Genomic DNA, 17382 nt, shown 5'->3' on the forward strand with positions numbered 1-17382 from the left:
CTGGCCTATCCCCGGCGTCATGGCCGGGCTTGACCCGGCCATCCACGTCTTAGCCGGGCCAAGGAAGTACGTGGATGCCCGGGACAAGCCCGGGCATGACGGCAAAGGCCTTACCCACCCACCACCAGGTCGTCGCGATGGATCATTTCCGACCGCCCGCTGATGCCGAGGATGGCCATCACGTCCGGGGAGGAGCGGCCCTTGATCCGCTCGGCGTCGTCGGCGTCATAGGCGATCAGGCCTCGGCCGACCTCGCTGGTATCGGGGCCGCGCACGATCACGGCGTCGCCGCGGGCGAACTGGCCCTCGACCTTGATCACGCCGGCCGGCAGCAGGCTGGCGCCGGCGCGCAACGCCGCGACCGCGCCGGCATCGATCGTCAGCGTGCCCTTCGGCTCCAGCGAGCCGGCGATCCAGCGCTTGCGCGAGGTGATGGGATTGGCCGGCGTCAGGAACCAGGTGCAGCGGCCGCCATTGGCGATCGCCTGCAAGGGATGCTCGATCTTGCCGGAGGCGATCAGCATATGCGTGCCGCCGGTGGTCGCGATCTTGGCGGCCTCGACCTTGGTGCGCATGCCGCCGCGCGACAGCTCGGACTCGGCGTCTCCCGCCACCGCCTCGATCTCGGAGGAAATGCTTTCCACCACCGGGATCAGTTTGGCATTCGGATTGTTCTTCGGCGGGGCGTCGTAGAGCCCGTCGATGTCGGACAGCAGCACCAAGAGGTCCGCGCTCGCCATGGTGGCGACGCGCGCGGCGAGGCGGTCGTTGTCGCCATAGCGGATCTCGTTGGTGGCGACCGTGTCGTTCTCATTGATCACGGGGATGGCGCGCCATTCCAGCAGCTTGCCGATGGTGGAGCGGGCGTTGAGATAACGACGGCGCTCCTCGGTGTCCTGCAGCGTCACCAGGATCTGGCCGGCCCCGATGCCGTGCGCCCCTAACACCTCCGACCAGATCCGCGCCAGCGCGATCTGGCCGACGGCGGCCGCGGCCTGGCTCTCTTCCAGCTTCAGCGGGCCGCGCGGCAGCTTGAGGCGGCTGCGGCCGAGCGCGATCGAGCCCGAGGACACGACGAGGACGTCGCGGCCCTCGCGGTGCAGCTTGGCCATGTCGTCGGCGAGCGCGGCCAGCCAGGAGGCACGCACCTCGCCCTTGTCGGAATCGACCAGTAGCGCGGAGCCGACCTTGACGACGATGCGGCGGAATTGACTGAGTTCAGGACTGGCCATGTGGGTATGTGCTGGCGCGTGCGGCGAATTGCTCTGGAAACGGCGGAGCGAAAAGGCGGCGCCGATGAGCCCTGCTTTTGCAGCAGGATGGTGACCGGCGCAAGGCGGCCAGGATGGTAAACGGCGAAGGTCGGCCTTGTCTTAAACGCTGGCCCGGCTCTAATGCCGCCAAGCAATAATGGGCTGGAGGGGACGCGAATGGATCGCCGCAAATTCATCGCCGGATGTCTCGGTCTGCCGCTGCTCGCGCAGGCGGGCGATGCGCAAGCGCAGGCCGGGCTGAGCAAGGTCATCTTCCCGTTCGCGGCGGGGGCCGGCGGTGACACGCTGTGCCGGCTGATCGCGCAGGAGATGGCGCCGGTGCTGCAACGGACCATCGTGGTCGAGAACCGTACCGGCGGTGACGGCCTGATCGGCATCAAGGCGGTGAAGGGCGCAAGTCCTGACGGCAGCATGGTGCTGGTGACGACAGGGCCGACCATGTATTTGCTGCCGATGGTGGAGACGACACCGAGCTTCGACACGGCCAAGGACTTCATGCCGGTGTCGCTGCTGGCGCGGTTCGAATTCGCGTTGGTGGTCAGTCCGGCGATGGACGTCGCCGATTTCAAGGGATTTGTCGCCTGGTTGAAGGCGCATCCGAACAAGACCTCGTTCGGCGTGCCGAGCAACGGCACCATTCCGCATTTCATGGGTTCCAAGCTCGAGAAAGATCTCGGCATTCCGCTCACGCGCGTGCCCTATCGCGGCAGTGCGCCGATCCTCAACGACCTCGTCGGCGGCCACATTTCTTTTGGGATCACCACACTAGCCGACGCGCTGCCGCAGCATCGCGCCAAGGGCGTGAAGATCATCGCGGTCTCGAGCGCCGAGCGCTCGCCATTCGCGCCTGACGTTCCGACGCTGAAGGAAAGCGGCATCGATCTCGTCGCGGACGCCTGGTACGGCATGTGGCTCCCCGCCGGCAGCCCGCCGGAGTTTGCGAGCAAGCTCGGCGCCGCCGCAAGCGCCGCGCTCGCCAAGCCCGAGGTGAAGGAGAAGCTCACCGCGATCGGCTTGATCCCGGTCGGCAGCAATGCGGAAGAATTGTCGAAAGAGCTCGCCGCGAATACGGCGTTCTGGCAGCCGATCGTGAAGGCGACGGGGTACAAGATCGAGAACTAGGTCTCTCCTCCCGTCATTGCGAGGAGCCCTTGCGACGAAGCAATCCAGAATCTCTGGGGAAAAGAACTGGATTGCTTCGCTGCGCTCGCAATGACGGCGTGGATGGATGTTCGATTGTATCGACGATGCAGAGTCGCGGAGAGCAGCTCACATCTTCCCGCGCTGCGCGATGCCGTCCTTGATTGCGGCAAGCTCTTTCTCATCCCAGATGCCGATCAGGACGCCGCCCTTTACCTGGAGCTGGTTGTCCGCATAGGCCGCGATCTTCTCGCGCGGCGTGGTGATGTGGTCGTTCGGATGCAGCGCCCAGTCGAACAGCTCGGCCTGGAGCCGGACGATGATCGCGGCGCATTCAGGATCGTCACCGCGGTCGACATATTCCTGCGGATCGGTTTCGAGATCGTATAGCATCGGGCGGAAGCCTGAGGCGTGGATGTACTTCCAGCGGCCGTCGAACACCATGAACAGGCGGCAGCGCTCGATCGGCTGGTTCAGCTTCAGCCGCACGTCCTGCATGGCGTAGTCGTATTCGGAGAACGCCACCTTGCGCCAATCCGGCGGCGTGGGCCCGCGCAGCAGCGGCAGCAGTGAACGTCCCTCGAGGATGTGGCCCGGCACCTTGCCGCCGAAATAATCGACGAAGGTCGGCGCAAGGTCGATGCCTTCCACCAGCGCGTCGCTACGCATGCCGCGCGTGGCATCCGCCTCCTGCGAGGGATCGATGATGATCAGCGGGATTTTTGCCGACTGTTCGTGGAACAGGTCCTTCTCGCCCATCCAGTGATCGCCGAGATAGTCGCCGTGATCGGAAGTGAACACGATCATGGTGGTGTCCAGGAGGCCGCGCGCCTCCAGAAATTTCATCAGCACGCCCATCTGGTCGTCGATCTGGGTGATCAGGCCCATATAGGTCGGGATCACCTTCTCGCGGGCCTCGTCGCGCGCCATGTTGCGGGAGTAGCGCATGTCCATGTAGGCGCCGAATACCGGATGCGGGCTCGAGCGCTCGCGCTCGGAGCGGATCGCCGGGATCATGTCATCGGTCGAATACATGCTCGCGTAGGGCTCCGGCGCGATATAGGGCCAGTGCGGCTTGATGTAGGACAGATGCAGGCACCACGGCCTGCCGTCCGTCTCGGCTTCGCTGATGAAGTCCATTGCGCGCCGCGTCATGTAGGGCGTCTCGGAATGCTCGTCCGGCACGCGCGCGGCCTTGTCGGCGTGCACCAGCAGCCAGCCGTTCTGCAAGCTGCCGTCTTCCGCGGCGCCAGAATTGGCCCAATGCTCCCAGGGATTGGTCGCTTCAAAGCCCTGCTGGCGCAGATATTCATCGTATTTCGGGCGCGGCCGGCCGGTCGGATGCAGGCCGTCGTCGCGCTCATAGGGCTCGAAGCCGCATTCGGCGACGTGCACGCCGATCATCGACTCCGGCGGGATGCCGAGCGCCTTCATGCCTTCGAGGTCGGGCGCCATGTGGGTCTTGCCGACCAGCACGTTGCGCACGCCGATCTTCTTGAGGTGATCGCCGAGCGTGGGCTCGCCGACGCGCAGCGGCCAGCCATTCCAGTGCGAGCCGTGCGAGCGCATGTAGCGCCCGGTGTAGAACGACATCCGTGACGGGCCGCAGATCGGCGATTGCACGTAAGCCTTGGTGAAGAGCACGCCACGCTTGGCCATGGCGTCGATGTTCGGCGTCCTCAGCGTGGGATGGCCGGTGCAGCCGAGATAATCATAGCGAAGCTGGTCGCACATGATCCAGAGAACGTTTTTCGCGCGCGCCATGCGTCGCCCCTGCATTTTCTTGATTGGTTGATGCTGCGCTATCGCGGTCGGGATGGCAACCTGCCAGTGATGCGCGCGCCCGGAGCCATACACTCCTCTGTCGTCCCTGCGAAAGCAGGGGACCCATAACCACAGGAAGTGGTTTGGCGAAGACTAGTCGTTCGGTACTGCAACCATCCGCAACCGATAGATCACGCGGTATGGGTCCCCGCTCCCCGTGCGCAATTGCGCACTAGGCGGGGACGACGGCGGGGCGCGAGTTTAGGCCGACCACGGCTCCGCTTCGGCCGCGCTCTTGGCCTTGCTCGACACCGGGCTCTCGCCGATCACGTCGGCCAGCGCGCGCAGCGCTTCCTTGACGCCGTCGCCTGTCACGCCGGAGAGCAGCAGCGGCGTCTTCTTGGCGGCGCGCTTCAGGCGGTCCTTCTGCTTCTTGAGTTCGTCCGGCTCGACAGCGTCGATCTTGTTCAGCGCGACGATCTCGATCTTGTCGGTGAGCTGCCCGCCATAGGCGTCGAGTTCCTTGCGCACGGTCTTGTAGGCCTTGCCGGCATGCTCGCAGGTCGCATCGATCAGATGCAGCAGCACGCGGCAGCGCTCGACATGGCCGAGGAAACGATCGCCAAGGCCGGTGCCTTCATGCGCGCCTTCGATCAGGCCGGGGATGTCGGCAAGCACGAATTCACGGCCGTCGGCGTTCACGACGCCGAGCTGCGGATGCAGTGTGGTGAAGGGATAGTCGGCGATCTTCGGCCGCGCCGCGCTGACCTTGGACAGGAAGGTCGACTTGCCGGCATTGGGCATGCCGACGAGACCGGCATCGGCGATCAGCTTCAGCCGCAGCCAGATCCAGCGCTCCTCGCCCACCTGGCCGGGATTGGCGTTGCGCGGCGCGCGGTTGGTCGAGGATTTGAAGTGCGCGTTGCCGAAGCCGCCATTGCCGCCCTCGGCCAGCACGAATTTCTCGCCGACCTTGGTGAAGTCGTGGATCAGCGTCTCGCGATCTTCGTCGAAGATCTGCGTGCCCATGGGCACCTTCAGCACGATGTTCTTACCGTTGGCGCCGTGACGATCCGAGCCCATGCCGTTCTCGCCCTTCTGGGCCTTGAAGTGCTGCTGGTAGCGGTAGTCGATCAGCGTGTTGAGGCCGTCGGCGACCTCGATGATGACATTGCCGCCGCGGCCGCCATTGCCGCCGGAGGGACCGCCGAACTCGATGAACTTCTCGCGGCGGAACGCCACGCAGCCGTTCCCGCCGTCACCGGAGCGGATATAGACCTTTGCTTCGTCGAGGAATTTCATGGGCCATAGGTAGGCCAGCCGGGCTGGCGCGGCAACCCGGGCTTACCCGCAAATTGGCCGAATTTCCGCGAATTTGACCCCTTGCTTAACCAACCGGGCGCCGGCTCTCACCCGTCGTCCCGGGGCGCGCAACGCGCGAGCCCGGGACCCATAACCACAGGGAGACGTTTGGCGAAGACAGGTCATTACTATCTCGTGAAACGACACAGGCCTGTGGGTATGGATCCCCGCGTTCGCGGGGATGACGGTTAGAGGGGCCGGCGGCGGATCAGGAATTTCTGCATGCCCTCCAGCACCAATTCCTTGCGCTGGTTGAACACGGTGCTCCGCAGCGTCACCGTGCCGGTCGTGCGGCCCGGCACGAGCTCGGTGACCTCGAGCGCGGGATAGATCGTGTCGTCGGCGAAGACCGGCTTGAGGAACCGGCTCGACTGCTCGAGGAAGCCGACCAGGGATTCCTCGACCATGAACGGAAACAGGCCGGCGCCGGGCGCGGTGTGGATCAGGGTCTGGAAGCCGTGGGCGAGCAGGTGCGGCATGCCGCGGCTGCGGCAATATTCCACGTCGTAATGCACGGGATGGGTGTCGCCGCTCGCGGTCTGGAATGCCGCGAACACCGCGGTGGTCTGGGTCCGGCTCGGCAGCACGAACCGTTCGCCGACCACGAAATCCTCAAACCAGCGTTGCGTGGGGATCATGCGATGCTGGGCCGGATCGAAGTCGGTCATGTCGATGCTCTTTCGTTCGTGGGCGGCCTATCGCTACCGCGACGCGAAGAGTGCGACAATCCGTTCAATTCGGCTTGCGCGGGCTTGTCGCGGTGGCTCACGTCATTAAAACGACCGCAAGCGACTCTATTCGCCGGATTCCGCCGCTCTCTCAGCCGTCATTGCGAGGAGCGAAGCGACGAAGCAATCCAGACTGCCGCTGCGGAGACAGTCTGGATTGCTTCGCTTCGCTCGCAATGACGACCCCTCACAGTTCGATCAATGCCCTTCTTCAAAAATCTCTCCGCCTATGACGATCGCTCCGCGCGCCTGGCCGGCATTGCGCTGATGGTGCTGTCGATCTTCATGTTCTCGTTCGGCGACGCCATGGGCAAGTTCCTGGTCGGGACCTATTCGGTGGGGCAGCTCCTGTTCCTGCGCGCCTGCGCGGCGCTGCTCTTGCTGTCGCCGCTGATCTGGAAACAGCGTCACCAATTCCTGAATCTGGAGCGGCCACGATTGCAGCTCTTCCGCGTCATCCTGTCGACGCTGGAAGTGGCCGCCTTCTTCCTCGCGACCGTCTACCTGCCGCTTGCCGACGTCATCACCTATTATCTCGCCGGCCCCATCTTCGTCACCGCGATGTCGGCGATCTTTCTGGGAGAGAAGGTCGGCTGGCGGCGCTGGACCGCGATTCTGATCGGCTTCTGCGGCGTCTTGATCGCGCTGCGGCCGTCGGCGCAGACGGTGAGCCTGCCGGCGCTGATCGCGCTCGGCGGCAGCCTGTCGTTCGCGACGTTGATGCTGATCACGCGCAGCCTGCGCAAGACGCCCGACATCGTGATGGCGTCCTCGCAATTCATCGGCACGTTCTCGCTAGGTGCTGTGCTGTCGGCATTCCACTGGGTGCCGCCGACGCCAGGCAGCCTCGTGTTCTTCGCGCTGGCCGGGCTCATCTCGGTCACCGCGCTGTTCTGCGTCAACCGCTCGCTCAAGCTCGCGCCTGCGAGCGTCGTGGTGCCGTATCAGTATTCGATGATCGTCTGGGCCGTGATCTTCGGCTTCGTCGTGTTCGGCGACGTGCCACAGGTCGCCACCATCGTCGGCGCCGCCATCATCATCGGCGCGGGGTTCTACATCTATCTGCGGGAGCGCGATCTGGGGCGCGAGAGCGCGGAGGTGAATCCGCCGGTGTAGCCGCAACGTCGTCCCGGGGCGCGCGCAGCGCGAACCCGGGACCCATACCCACAGGAAGTCGTTTTGCGAAGACTCGGAGTGGGTGCTACGCCTCACACTCCTCCCCGTGGTTATGGGTCCCGGGTTCGCGCTGCGCGCGCCCCGGGACGACAGCTGTGAACGCGGCAGCGCCTCGCGCTTTACCTCATCCGTCTCGCGCTGCTCCAGCTCTTCAGCGACGACCACACCCCGCGCGAGAGGCGGAAGCAGTCGACCGGCGTCGAGGAGCCCAGCGCCAGGAAGCGGTGCAGCTGCACGCCGCTCCATTGGAAGCCGCACTTCTCCAGCACCTTGCGCGAGGCCGGGTTGGTGACGCGCGCGCCGGCGTAGAGGTGGTCGTCCTCGAACTCCTCGAAGAAGAAGTCGATCGCGCCGCGCGCGGCTTCCGTTGCAAAGCCCCGGCCCCAATGCTCGACGCCGAGCCAATAGCCGAGTTCGGCATTGCCAGGGGTGGAGCAGTCGATGCCGACCATGCCGAGCGGGCCGCTGTCGTGCTCGATCAGGAACACGGTCTCGCTGCCGAACTCGGACGTGGCCCGGATGAATTCGACGGCGTCGTCCTGCGAATAGGGATGGGGGAGGCGGCGGGTGTTCTCCGCGACGCGGCGATCGTTGGCGAGCTGGGCGATGGTCCTGACGTCGGCGAGGGTCGGCCGCCGCAAGGTCAGCCGCTCCGTGGCGACGACGCTCGGTCTCGCCTCCCGCAAGGTCACGCTCGAGAAATCCTGCAACATGTCCGGCTCCGTGAAAGTCACTAAGTGAAAGTGAGCAAGTCAAAGAAAAGGGGAGGCCGGTTTCCCGCCTCCCCTTGGAGCCTTCGATCTCTAGGATCTCTGGGACTCCGCCGGTTTGGTAGGACCCGGCGGACTCCAAATTGATCCACCGTCTATTCAGCCGCCTCTGCGATCGGGAGTACCGATACGAAGGTGCGGCCGTTGGCTTTGGCCTGGAACGCAACACGACCTTCGACCTTGGCGAACAAGGTGTGGTCCGTGCCCATGCCAACGTTAAGGCCCGGATGCCAGGTGGTGCCGCGCTGACGCGCAATGATGTTGCCGGGAGTGACGATCTCCCCGCCGAACGCCTTGATGCCGAGGCGCTTACCCTTCGAATCGCGTCCGTTGCGCGATGAACCGCCTGCTTTTTTGTGAGCCATGGCTCGTCTCCGAAATCCTGCGTAGTTCTAGGTCAATTCCTTGACGGAATCATTTCAAAACGTCGCACGCATCAATTCGTGAATTGGCGTGATCGGTTTTCGTTACTCGGCGGCTTCCTTTGCCACCTTCTCCTTCTTCGGCCGCGGGCCCTTGGTGGGCTTGGCGTTATCCGTCAGGATCTCGCTGACGCGCAGCACCGTGATCTCGTCGCGGTAGCCGCGCTTGCGGCGCGAGTTCTTGCGGCGGCGCTTCTTGAACGCGATGACCTTCGGCCCGCGCTTGTGGTCGAGCACCTCGACCGCAACGGACGCGCCTGCGACCGTCGGAACGCCCAGCACCGGCGTGTCGCCGCCGAGCACCAGAACTTCATTCAACTGCACGATCGAGCCGACTTCGCCTTCGATCTTGCCTACTTCGAGAACATCATCCGGCACGACGCGGTATTGCTTGCCGCCGGTTTTGATGACTGCGAACATCGTTTTTGTCTCCGTGTTCAATCCCGGCCTCGCGACGAGAATCGTCCGGGCCGGCTTTTTGTCAGTCGCTATGGGTTTATCTGCGTTTTGTGCGGGTGGGAGTTATCCCTTTGAAAACCCACGCAAAAACAAGCGGCGCGAGAAACGCCCCGCGCCGGCTGTGGGACTTATAGCCGCTGGTCCCCGCAAGTCAAGGAAAACCGCCGAAACGGCCCGGATTTGAAGGATTTGGGCCGTTTCCACGGTCTCAGCGAATCTTGGCCCAAGCTGCAACCAACGAGTTCCCCCGCCGTTAGTCCCGCCGGAACAGGTATGCGGGCAAGGGCTCCCAATGGCAACAGACGAACTGGTCAATACGACGGGCATCGCCCAGCACGGGGCGGAGCGGCTGCCGTCGGTGGACGTCAACAGCTTCAACCTCGAGATCAAGGACGAGGACGGTTTCCTCGGCGACCGCGCCAGCAAGAGCGCATTCCGCGAGATCCTCGACCGTTGGCGCAAGCCGCTGCGCAAGACCGGCGAGGACCCGTTCGGCAAGGAGCCGTCGGAGAGCATCAGCAAGAAGACGCTGGACGCCATCCTGATCGGCGACGACACCGAGGCTTCCGCGGTGGTGCACAGCGCGATCGAGGATTTTGCCCAGGAGCTCGCCTACGTCACCCGCCGTTTCCTCAAGACCAAGGCCTGGGCCAAGACCGAGCGCATCGTGGTCGGCGGCGGTTTTCGCGATTCCCGGCTCGGCGAGCTCGCGATCGCGCGCACCGAGATCATCCTGAAGTCCGAGGATTTCAAGATCGATATGATGCCGATCCGCCATCACCCCGATGAAGCCGGCCTGATTGGTGCGCTGCACCTGGCGCCATCCTGGATTTTCGAGGCCCATGACAGCATCCTTGCGGTCGACATCGGCGGCACCAACATCCGCTGCGGTCTGGTCGAGACCGGCTGGAAAAAGGCAAAGGACCTGTCCAAGGCCAAGGTGGTGGACTCCGAGCTGTGGCGTCATGCCGACGACGAGCCGACGCGCGAAAGCGCGGTGAAGCGGCTGACGAAGATGCTGAAGGCACTGATCACCGGGGCCGAAGCCGAAGGCTTCAAGCTCGCGCCCTTCATCGGCATCGCCTGTCCCGGCGTGATCAACGCCGACGGCTCGATCGAGAAGGGCGCGCAGAACCTGCCGGGCAATTGGGAGAGCAGCAAGTTCAACCTGCCGGCGAGCCTGATCGAGGGCATCCCCGAGATCGGCGAGCACGACACCGCGATCCTGATGCACAATGACGGCGTGGTTCAGGGCCTCTCGGAGGTGCCGTTCATGCAGGATGTCTCGCGCTGGGGCGTGCTCACCATCGGCACCGGGCTCGGCAATGCCCGCTTCACCAACCGCCGCAAGGAGGGCAACGGCAAGGACCGAGATTCTACTGAGAACGGCAAGAAAAAGAGCAAGTCGGACTAACCAGCGTTTTCAAGCGAAGTGGACGCCGGTTCGCGTCAGGAAAACGCGCAAAACATGGATTCGATGCCCCGTTCCGACTTCGTCGGAACGGAAGCGGCGCCGGAGTAACCTTGACTGGTTAGGTTAAGGACCGCTTTGCGTTGCGGCGCACCGGCTGCACGCTAGGGTCGAATCGTCGCCTCACCCTGGCCGGCGAAGCCGCCCTTCCTGGCCAGCATTTCAATGAGCGGCACCGGGACCGCCAGTGTTTACCGCGTCTGGCGGTCCCACCCGTTTTCAGCTCCAGCCGATGCGCTGAAAGAACGTCGCGATTTCCGCGGCCGCGCGATCAGGGTCTTCCCGATGTGGGAAGTGGCCGACGCCGGGGAACATCGCGAGATCGAGCGCGCGGAAGGTCTCGCCGAGACGGTCGGTCCAGGAATAGGGAAATAGCGGATCGTGCTCGGCCCAGCGCACGCCGGTCGGCACAATGATCGGCGGCAGTCGCGGCGCTTCGCCCTTCATCATCGCGACCCGCCCGGCATGCGAGGCCCGATAATGCGCAAAGCCGCCGGCGAGATTGCCGGGCTTGAAGAAATTGTCGGCGAAGGCGTCGAGGACATCATCGAAGGCATCCTTGCGATGCGCCCAGCCCTTGAGGAAGTGGCTGATATAAAGCCGGCAGCTCTCCCGGCTCGCGCCGACCAGCGCAGGCGCCATCTCCATCTGGTGGAAGGACTGGTACCAGATGTGGTTGAGCCGATCTGGGGCCGCCATGCGCGGCCCGATGCCGGGATAGACGAAATCGAAGAGGAACAGCCCCGCCAGCCGCTCCGCCGCCTGCCGGGCCAGCGGCTGCATCACGGCGCCGCCGACATCGTGGCCGACGACGCCGAATCGGTCGATGCGGAGCGCCTCCATCAGCGCCAGCATGTCCGCGGCATGGCCGTCCGGGCCGTACGCCCGTCCGGCGTGTCGCTGTCGCCGAAGCCGCGCAAATCGGGCGCGATCAGGGTGAAGCGGTCCGCCAGGCGGGCCATCACCGGCTTCCAGGTCAGCCAGAATTCCGGCCAACCATGCAGCAAAAGCAGCGGTTTTCCGCCTCCAGCGCGGACCACGTGGAAATTGGCCCCATTGGCCCTGACCGTGAGATGCTCCATGGCGGTTCCTCCAGGGCTGACGAACGGCGGGCGAAAGAGGCAGCGGATTTTCCCTTTTCGCGCCTTGTCTGGCCAGCCGTCCTCGCCTATTAACGCCCCCAACCACAGGGGCCGCAGCTCCTATATGGCGCCTTCAGGAGAGGTGGCAGAGTGGTTGAATGCACCGCACTCGAAATGCGGCATAGGTGCAAGCCTATCGGGGGTTCGAATCCCTCCCTCTCCGCCAGTTAAGCGTAAAGCCCCGCCCCAAATACAGCCTCTCAGCACCGCAGCAGCGTCTGGCGTCGTCCCCAGGCCACCGCAGTCTGACGCCGCACTTGCGATGGGCCGCCCAGCTTCTCCACAATGCCCCCGTCATGGCCCCGCCCGAGGACCCTCCCGATGACGGCTAAAATCGACCTCCTGACGCTGCAGCTGTTCGTTGCGATCGTCGAGGAGCAGAGCATCGCGAAGGCGGCGGAGAAGAAGAACATTGCCGCGTCCGCGGTCAGCCGGCGCATCTCTGATATCGAGGACCGTTTCCAGGTCGAGCTGCTGCATCGCCATTCCAAGGGGATCGAGCCGACGCCGGCCGGGTTCGCCCTGCTCGAGCATGCCCGCATCATCCTGGGAAACCTCTCTAGGCTCGAGAGCGAGCTGACCGGCTACCGGCAGGGCAAGCGCGGGTTGATCCGGGTCTGCGCCAACAAATCCGCGATCCTCGAAGCCCTCGCCGATGAGCTCAGCCTGTTCCTGGAACGGCATCCGCTGGTCCACATCGACATCGAGGAGGACTTAAGCCCCGCGATCGTCCGCGCGGTGGTGGAGAACCGGGCCGACATCGGCATTTTCGGCGGCAACATCGACGGACAGGACCTGGAGCTGCTGTCCTATCGCAGCGACAGCCTGGTCGCGCTGGTCACGCGCGACCATCCGCTGGCGGGCCGGAGCAACGTTCGCTTCCGCGAGCTGGTCGATTTCGACTTCGTTAGCCTCGAGAAGGGCAGCTCGATCGAGACACTGTGCGTCAGGGCCGCTGCGGCGCTCGGGCAGCACCTCAAGGTGCGCATCCGCGTCAGCAGTTTCGATGCGCTGTTCCGCGTCATCGATGCCAGGATGGGAGTGGGGGTCGTGCCGCTCGAGATCGTTCGCGGGCGCTATGGCGTCGACAGCCTCGTCACCATCCCGCTCGATGAGTCCTGGGCGCGGCGCGAGCTGGTCATGGGCGTGCGCGACTACAAATCGCTGCCACCGGTCACGAAACTGCTGGTGGACCATTTGCGCAACCCGGATGATGCGCGTCTCACCGCGAGCAGCGGCTCCGACCGGCTGACGGTCGTCCGCAGCAGGAGCTGACCTCGCCGGTGCCAACGGCCTGCCATCGCCGGCCGCGATGGCCGACTGCCCAACCGTCACTGCACATTTGCGGAACGCTCTTTTATCCTCCTTCCCAACATCTCTGCCGGTCGGCATGATCGGCAGCAATACGGCACATCAGATGCCGGATAGGGAGGACGGATCGTGGACACGCACGGTCGTACGCTGCTGGCCAAAATCTGGGACCAGCATGTCATCGCCCATGTCAGCGATGATACCGATCTGCTTCATGTGGATCGCCATCTGCTGCATGACCTCGGCGGCTCCCGCGGCCTGCTCGACCTGAAAAGCCGCGACATTCCGGTCCACAATCCCGAGCTGACCTTTGCGACGCCCGATCATGCGATTTCGACCGCGTCCGGGCGAGCCGGCACGATCAAGTCTGGGTGGGAGCTGCTGGCGGCATTGCGGACCGAGACATCGGCCAGCGGCATCCAGCTGTTCGATCTCGACCAGCCCGGGCAGGGCATCGTCCATGTCATCGGGCCGGAGCTCGGTCTCAGCCTGCCCGGCTGCCTGATCGTCTGCGGCGACAGCCATACCTGCACCCATGGCGGGCTCGGCGCTCTCGCCTTCGGCATCGGCTCCAGCGAGCTCACCCACGTGCTGGCGACCCAGACCATCATCCAGCGCCGGCCGAAAACCATGCGCGTGACGTTTGACGGCCGGATGCCGTTCGGTGTCACGGCGAAGGATCTCATCCTTGCCTTGATCGGCCACGTCGGCGCCGCCGGCGGCACCGGCTATGCCGTCGAATACGCCGGCAGTGCCATCAGGGACATGCCGATCGAAGGGCGGCTCACCATCTGCAATCTGTCGGTCGAGCTCGGCGCCAAGATGGGGCTGATCGCGCCGGACGATAAAACCTTCGATTACATCCGCGGCCGTCCCTATGCGCCGAAGGGCGAGATGTGGGAGCGGGCGGTTGCGGCATGGCGGGCGCTTCGAAGCGACAGCGACGCCGTGTTCGATCGCGAGGTGTCGATCGATGTCGGAGCCATCATCCCCCAGATCACCTGGGGCACCAGTCCGGAGCACGTCCTTGGTGTCGATGGCCGCATCCCGGATCCCGCGAATATCGCTGACCCCGCTCGCCGCAGCGCGATCGAGATCGCGCTCGACTATATGGGCCTGAAGCCGGGCGCGCCCATCGCCGGCACGAAGGTCGATTGGGTCTTCATCGGCTCCTGCACCAACAGCCGCCTCAGCGATCTGCGCGCCGCGGCCGAAGTCGCGCGTGGCCGCAAGGTTGCACCAGGCGTGCGCGCCTGGGTCGTGCCGGGCTCGGAGACCGTCAAGCGCGATGCGGTGGCGGAAGGGCTCGACAAGATCTTCATCGATGCGGGCTTCGAATGGCGCGAGCCCGGATGCTCGATGTGCCTGGCCGCCAACGGCGAAACCGTGCCGCCCGGCCAGCGCTCGGTGTCGACGTCGAACCGGAATTTCATCGGCCGGCAAGGGCCGCGGGCCCGCACCCATCTGGCGAGCCCGGCCATGGCCGTCGCGGCGGCGATTTCCGGCGCGATCGCCGACGTCCGGACGATGGAGCGATAGATGCCCCAACCCTTCACCAAACTGACCGCGACGGCCGCGCCGATCATGCGCACGAATGTCGATACGGACGTCATCATCAGCATCAACCGCATGGTCGGAAATTCCGTTCGCGGCAGTCTCGGCAAATGGGCGTTCGGCTCGCTCCGCTATCTGCCTGACGGCTCGGACAATCCCGAGTTCATCCTCAATCGCGAGCCTTATCGCCAGGCGGAAATCCTGGTGACCGGGCCGAATTTCGGCTGCGGCTCCTCGCGCGAGGCGGCGGTGTGGTCGCTGCAGGAAATGGGCATCCGCGCCATCATCGGATCCGGCTTCGGCGACATCTTCTTCGCCAACTGCTTCCAGAACGGCATCCTGCCGGTGGTGCTGGACAAGGCCGTCATCGACAGCCTCGCCGCGGAGATCGAGGCGAGCCAGGGCGCGGGACGCCTCAGCGTCGATCTGGTGGAGCAGACGGTCACCTCGCCGTCGGGCGAGCGGCATGTCTTCGAGATCGATCCGCGCCGGCGTTCGGGTCTGCTCGAAGGCCTCGATGAGATCTCGCTGACGCTGCGGCGCGACCCCGAGATCCGCGCATTCCAGGCATCCGACCGCGACGCGCGGCCGTGGATTCATCTTGCAGGACTATCGGCATGAATACGCTCTCGAACATGATCAAGGTCGCCGTGGTCGGCGGCGAAGGCATCGGCCCTGAAGTGACTGACCAGTCGCATCGCATTCTCAAATGGTTTTCGGCCCGGCGCGGCATTCCCGTGGCGCTGCGCGAAGCGCAATATGGTCTCATCCCTTATCTCGCGACCGGCAAGGTGTTGCCGGACGATACCGCCGAGGCGATGGAGGAGGCCGACGCGATCCTCTGGGGCGCGACCGGTGGCCCGGAGACCACTGAGGTTCCTGCCGCAGCGCGCAAGGCGGGAAGCCTGCTGTCGCTGCGCAGCAAATACGACCTCTATGCCAATCTCCGGCCCATCGTTGCCAGTCCGGCGCTGGCGGATTCGGCGCCGCTCAAGGCCTCCGTGCTGAAGGATGTCGACTTCATCATCATTCGCGAGCTCACCAGCGGCATCTATTTCGGCGAGCCGCGCGGCATCGAAACGCTGCCCGACGGCCAGCGCCGCGGCTTCAACACCCAGCAATACACCACCAGCCAGATCCGTCGCGTGGCGCGGACCGCGTTCGAGCTGGCGCGGACCCGCAAGGGCCGGGTCTGCTCCGTCGACAAGGCCAATGTGCTCGAGACCAGCGTGTTGTGGCGCGAGGAGGTGACGGCGCTGCATCAAGCGGAATTTGCCGATGTCGAGCTGACGCATCTCTATGTCGACAACGCCGCGATGCAGATCGTGCGGGCGCCGTCGCAGTTCGACGTCATGGTGACCTGCAACATCTTCGGCGACATTCTCTCCGATTGCGCCGCGATGGCGTCGGGCTCGCTCGGCATGCTGCCGTCGGTCTCGCTCGGGCCGCCGGACCGGCTCGGACGCCGCAAGGCGCTCTATGAGCCGGTCCACGGCAGCGCGCCTGACATTGCGGGCAAGGGCATCGCCAATCCGCTCGGCTCGATTCTCAGCGTTGCAATGATGTTGCGCATCACCCTCAATCGGCCTGATGATGCCGTGCTGCTGGAGAAGGCCGTGGATACGGCCCTGGCGGCCGGCGCAAGGACCGCCGATATCGCCGAACCCGGCGCAAGAAAACTTTCGACCCAGGAGATGGGCGATGCGGTGCTGAACGCGCTCGACAAGGTGGCCGGCAAGGAGAGGGAGCACGCGTGATGAGAACCAGGATCACCAGACGGTCCGCGCTGACGATTGTCGCCGGCGCAGGTGTCTCCATGACGGCAGGGCGGGCCTGGGCAGATGCGCCCTCTGGCCGCGTGATCTATCCGGTGGCCATTCCCGTCTATCAGTCCCAATTCGTCGCCGACCGGGCCGGGTTCTTCAAGGAGGCTGGTCTCGACTGCAAGCTGATCCAGGGCGGCAGCGGCGTGAAGACACGCGAGATCATCGCCTCGTCCCAGGGCGATATCGGGATCGGCGACATCACCCACCCGATGCAGCTCAGCAATCACGGCCGCAGCGCGCGGGTCCTGATGCCGGTCGATACCCGCAGTAACGCCGCGATCTTCATCATCCGCAAGGATCTGTTCGATCAGGGCATCACCACGCTCGACGCGCTGGCGAAGTGGAAGCGGCCCGACGGACGAAAGCCGATCGTCTCGGTGTCGTCGCTTGGCGGCACCAACCACGTCTGGGCCTCCTACTACATGGAAACCATGGGACTGGACGACAAGGTGACCTGGATCGGCACCGGCAATGTCGACACCATGATGGGCACGTTGAAGACGAAACAGGTCGACGTTCTCATCAACTCGCCGTCGATCCTGAAGGATTCGGTCGAGCAGGGCTGGGGCGCATTGTTGTTCGACGGAACGGACGAGGCGGTCTGGGCCAAATATATCGGCGGCAAGGTTCCGGTGACGTCGCATTTCACGCTGCAGTCGAGCATCGACAAGGACCCCCAGAAGATGCAGGCGTTCGTCACCGCGCTGTGGCGCGCCACCCAGTGGATCAAGGGGCACTCGCCCGAAGAGATCTATGACGCGATCGAGCCTTATGTCGGGAGCACGTCGCGCGACGCCAACATTTTCGACATCGGCGTCATGAAGAAGATCACCGACTACGATTGCATCATCGACGAGGCCAGCTTCGCACGCGGTCAGAAGGTCTGGTTCCGCGAGATGACCGGCATCAAGCCGCTCGCAATGGGTGATGTCGTCAACACCAGCTTCATTGAAGCCGCACGCAAGGCCTATCCGGCTTGAGCG

Annotated in this window: 15 protein-coding genes, 1 tRNA gene and 1 pseudogene; 9 read left to right on the top strand and 8 right to left on the bottom strand. The window is 64.6% G+C overall.

The window, feature by feature from the left end; translation table 11 throughout:
• Nucleotides 1–110 precede the first annotated feature (110 nt).
• Nucleotides 111–1232, bottom strand: coding sequence for a glutamate 5-kinase (gene proB, locus AAFG16_RS01090; protein ID WP_235541890.1), 1122 nt, complete (start codon nucleotides 1230–1232; stop codon nucleotides 111–113).
• Nucleotides 1233–1430: 198 nt separating this feature from the next.
• Between proB and AAFG16_RS01095 the strand changes: the two genes are divergently transcribed.
• Nucleotides 1431–2396, top strand: coding sequence for a Bug family tripartite tricarboxylate transporter substrate binding protein (locus AAFG16_RS01095; protein ID WP_342736624.1), 966 nt, complete (start codon nucleotides 1431–1433; stop codon nucleotides 2394–2396).
• 147 nt (nucleotides 2397–2543) lie between these two features.
• Here the strand turns inward: AAFG16_RS01095 and AAFG16_RS01100 are convergent, their stop codons facing one another.
• From AAFG16_RS01100 to AAFG16_RS01110, 3 genes are all read right to left on the bottom strand, one after another.
• On the bottom strand, nucleotides 2544–4178 hold the full coding sequence (locus tag AAFG16_RS01100) for an alkaline phosphatase family protein (protein WP_342736626.1): 1635 nt from the start codon (nucleotides 4176–4178) through the stop codon (nucleotides 2544–2546).
• A 261-nt stretch (nucleotides 4179–4439) separates the two neighbouring features.
• Nucleotides 4440–5480, bottom strand: a complete 1041-nt coding sequence (gene obgE, locus AAFG16_RS01105) for a GTPase ObgE (protein WP_342736628.1) — start codon at nucleotides 5478–5480, stop codon at nucleotides 4440–4442.
• Between the two features lie 248 nt (nucleotides 5481–5728).
• Complete coding sequence (locus AAFG16_RS01110) at nucleotides 5729–6208, bottom strand: MaoC family dehydratase (protein WP_283083163.1); 480 nt, start codon at nucleotides 6206–6208, stop codon at nucleotides 5729–5731.
• Between the two features lie 261 nt (nucleotides 6209–6469).
• Here AAFG16_RS01110 and AAFG16_RS01115 point away from each other — a divergent pair, with 261 nt between their 5' ends.
• Nucleotides 6470–7384 carry a DMT family transporter gene (locus AAFG16_RS01115; protein WP_342736631.1) on the top strand — a complete coding sequence of 305 codons (915 nt, stop codon included), beginning with the start codon at nucleotides 6470–6472 and terminating at the stop codon, nucleotides 7382–7384.
• Between the two features lie 179 nt (nucleotides 7385–7563).
• Here AAFG16_RS01115 and AAFG16_RS01120 read toward each other — a convergent pair whose 3' ends face one another.
• The 3 genes from AAFG16_RS01120 to rplU all read right to left on the bottom strand — a co-directional run bounded on the left by AAFG16_RS01120 (nucleotide 7564) and on the right by rplU (nucleotide 9056).
• A complete protein-coding gene (locus AAFG16_RS01120) occupies nucleotides 7564–8157 on the bottom strand; it encodes a GNAT family N-acetyltransferase (RefSeq protein ID WP_342736633.1) in 594 nt (197 codons plus the stop codon).
• Nucleotides 8158–8309: 152 nt separating this feature from the next.
• Nucleotides 8310–8579 carry a 50S ribosomal protein L27 gene (gene rpmA, locus AAFG16_RS01125; RefSeq protein WP_018643862.1) on the bottom strand — a complete coding sequence of 90 codons (270 nt, stop codon included), beginning with the start codon at nucleotides 8577–8579 and terminating at the stop codon, nucleotides 8310–8312.
• A 102-nt stretch (nucleotides 8580–8681) separates the two neighbouring features.
• Nucleotides 8682–9056, bottom strand: a complete 375-nt coding sequence (rplU, locus tag AAFG16_RS01130) for a 50S ribosomal protein L21 (RefSeq protein ID WP_235541884.1) — start codon at nucleotides 9054–9056, stop codon at nucleotides 8682–8684.
• Between the two features lie 331 nt (nucleotides 9057–9387).
• Between rplU and AAFG16_RS01135 the strand changes: the two genes are divergently transcribed.
• A complete protein-coding gene (locus AAFG16_RS01135) occupies nucleotides 9388–10509 on the top strand; it encodes an ROK family protein (RefSeq protein ID WP_342736639.1) in 1122 nt (373 codons plus the stop codon).
• A gap of 276 nt (nucleotides 10510–10785) precedes the next feature.
• Here AAFG16_RS01135 and AAFG16_RS01140 read toward each other — a convergent pair.
• Nucleotides 10786–11648, bottom strand: a pseudogene (locus AAFG16_RS01140) (alpha/beta hydrolase).
• 136 nt (nucleotides 11649–11784) lie between these two features.
• Between AAFG16_RS01140 and AAFG16_RS01145 the strand changes: the two are divergent.
• From AAFG16_RS01145 to AAFG16_RS01170, 6 genes are all read left to right on the top strand, one after another.
• A tRNA-Ser gene (locus AAFG16_RS01145) sits at nucleotides 11785–11874 on the top strand.
• Nucleotides 11875–12029: 155 nt separating this feature from the next.
• Nucleotides 12030–12983 carry a LysR family transcriptional regulator gene (locus AAFG16_RS01150; RefSeq protein ID WP_342736641.1) on the top strand — a complete coding sequence of 318 codons (954 nt, stop codon included), beginning with the start codon at nucleotides 12030–12032 and terminating at the stop codon, nucleotides 12981–12983.
• 165 nt (nucleotides 12984–13148) lie between these two features.
• Entirely contained in the window at nucleotides 13149–14558 is a 1410-nt protein-coding gene (leuC, locus tag AAFG16_RS01155) for a 3-isopropylmalate dehydratase large subunit (RefSeq protein ID WP_342736643.1), read from the top strand.
• Nucleotides 14559–15194 (top strand): 3-isopropylmalate dehydratase small subunit, encoded by a 636-nt coding sequence (gene leuD / locus AAFG16_RS01160; RefSeq protein WP_342736645.1) that lies wholly within the window; start codon nucleotides 14559–14561, stop codon nucleotides 15192–15194. It abuts the gene before it with no gap.
• Entirely contained in the window at nucleotides 15191–16330 is a 1140-nt protein-coding gene (gene leuB, locus AAFG16_RS01165; RefSeq protein WP_342736647.1) for a 3-isopropylmalate dehydrogenase, read from the top strand. The genes leuD and leuB overlap by 4 nt, the downstream gene beginning before the upstream one ends.
• Nucleotides 16330–17379 carry an ABC transporter substrate-binding protein gene (locus AAFG16_RS01170; protein ID WP_342736649.1) on the top strand — a complete coding sequence of 350 codons (1050 nt, stop codon included), beginning with the start codon at nucleotides 16330–16332 and terminating at the stop codon, nucleotides 17377–17379. The genes leuB and AAFG16_RS01170 overlap by 1 nt, the downstream gene beginning before the upstream one ends.
• Nucleotides 17380–17382 lie beyond the last annotated feature (3 nt).

Source organism: Bradyrhizobium sp. B117 (assembly GCF_038969555.1).
Taxonomy (GTDB): domain Bacteria; phylum Pseudomonadota; class Alphaproteobacteria; order Rhizobiales; family Xanthobacteraceae; genus Bradyrhizobium.

What these genes read in the sequence shown, in the direction of transcription:
- AAFG16_RS01115 (WP_342736631.1), top strand. Translation starts at nt 6,470, where the DNA reads ATGCCCTTCTTCAAAAATCTCTCCGCCTATGACGATCGCTCCGCGCGC.
- AAFG16_RS01110 (WP_283083163.1), bottom strand. Translation starts at nt 6,208, where the DNA reads ATGACCGACTTCGATCCGGCCCAGCATCGCATGATCCCCACGCAACGC.
- leuD (WP_342736645.1), top strand. Translation starts at nt 14,559, where the DNA reads ATGCCCCAACCCTTCACCAAACTGACCGCGACGGCCGCGCCGATCATG.
- leuB (WP_342736647.1), top strand. Translation starts at nt 15,191, where the DNA reads ATGAATACGCTCTCGAACATGATCAAGGTCGCCGTGGTCGGCGGCGAA.
- proB (WP_235541890.1), bottom strand. Translation starts at nt 1,232, where the DNA reads ATGGCCAGTCCTGAACTCAGTCAATTCCGCCGCATCGTCGTCAAGGTC.
- AAFG16_RS01170 (WP_342736649.1), top strand. Translation starts at nt 16,330, where the DNA reads ATGAGAACCAGGATCACCAGACGGTCCGCGCTGACGATTGTCGCCGGC.
- AAFG16_RS01100 (WP_342736626.1), bottom strand. Translation starts at nt 4,178, where the DNA reads ATGGCGCGCGCGAAAAACGTTCTCTGGATCATGTGCGACCAGCTTCGC.
- obgE (WP_342736628.1), bottom strand. Translation starts at nt 5,480, where the DNA reads ATGAAATTCCTCGACGAAGCAAAGGTCTATATCCGCTCCGGTGACGGC.
- AAFG16_RS01135 (WP_342736639.1), top strand. Translation starts at nt 9,388, where the DNA reads ATGGCAACAGACGAACTGGTCAATACGACGGGCATCGCCCAGCACGGG.
- AAFG16_RS01095 (WP_342736624.1), top strand. Translation starts at nt 1,431, where the DNA reads ATGGATCGCCGCAAATTCATCGCCGGATGTCTCGGTCTGCCGCTGCTC.
- rpmA (WP_018643862.1), bottom strand. Translation starts at nt 8,579, where the DNA reads ATGGCTCACAAAAAAGCAGGCGGTTCATCGCGCAACGGACGCGATTCG.
- AAFG16_RS01150 (WP_342736641.1), top strand. Translation starts at nt 12,030, where the DNA reads ATGACGGCTAAAATCGACCTCCTGACGCTGCAGCTGTTCGTTGCGATC.
- AAFG16_RS01120 (WP_342736633.1), bottom strand. Translation starts at nt 8,157, where the DNA reads ATGTTGCAGGATTTCTCGAGCGTGACCTTGCGGGAGGCGAGACCGAGC.
- rplU (WP_235541884.1), bottom strand. Translation starts at nt 9,056, where the DNA reads ATGTTCGCAGTCATCAAAACCGGCGGCAAGCAATACCGCGTCGTGCCG.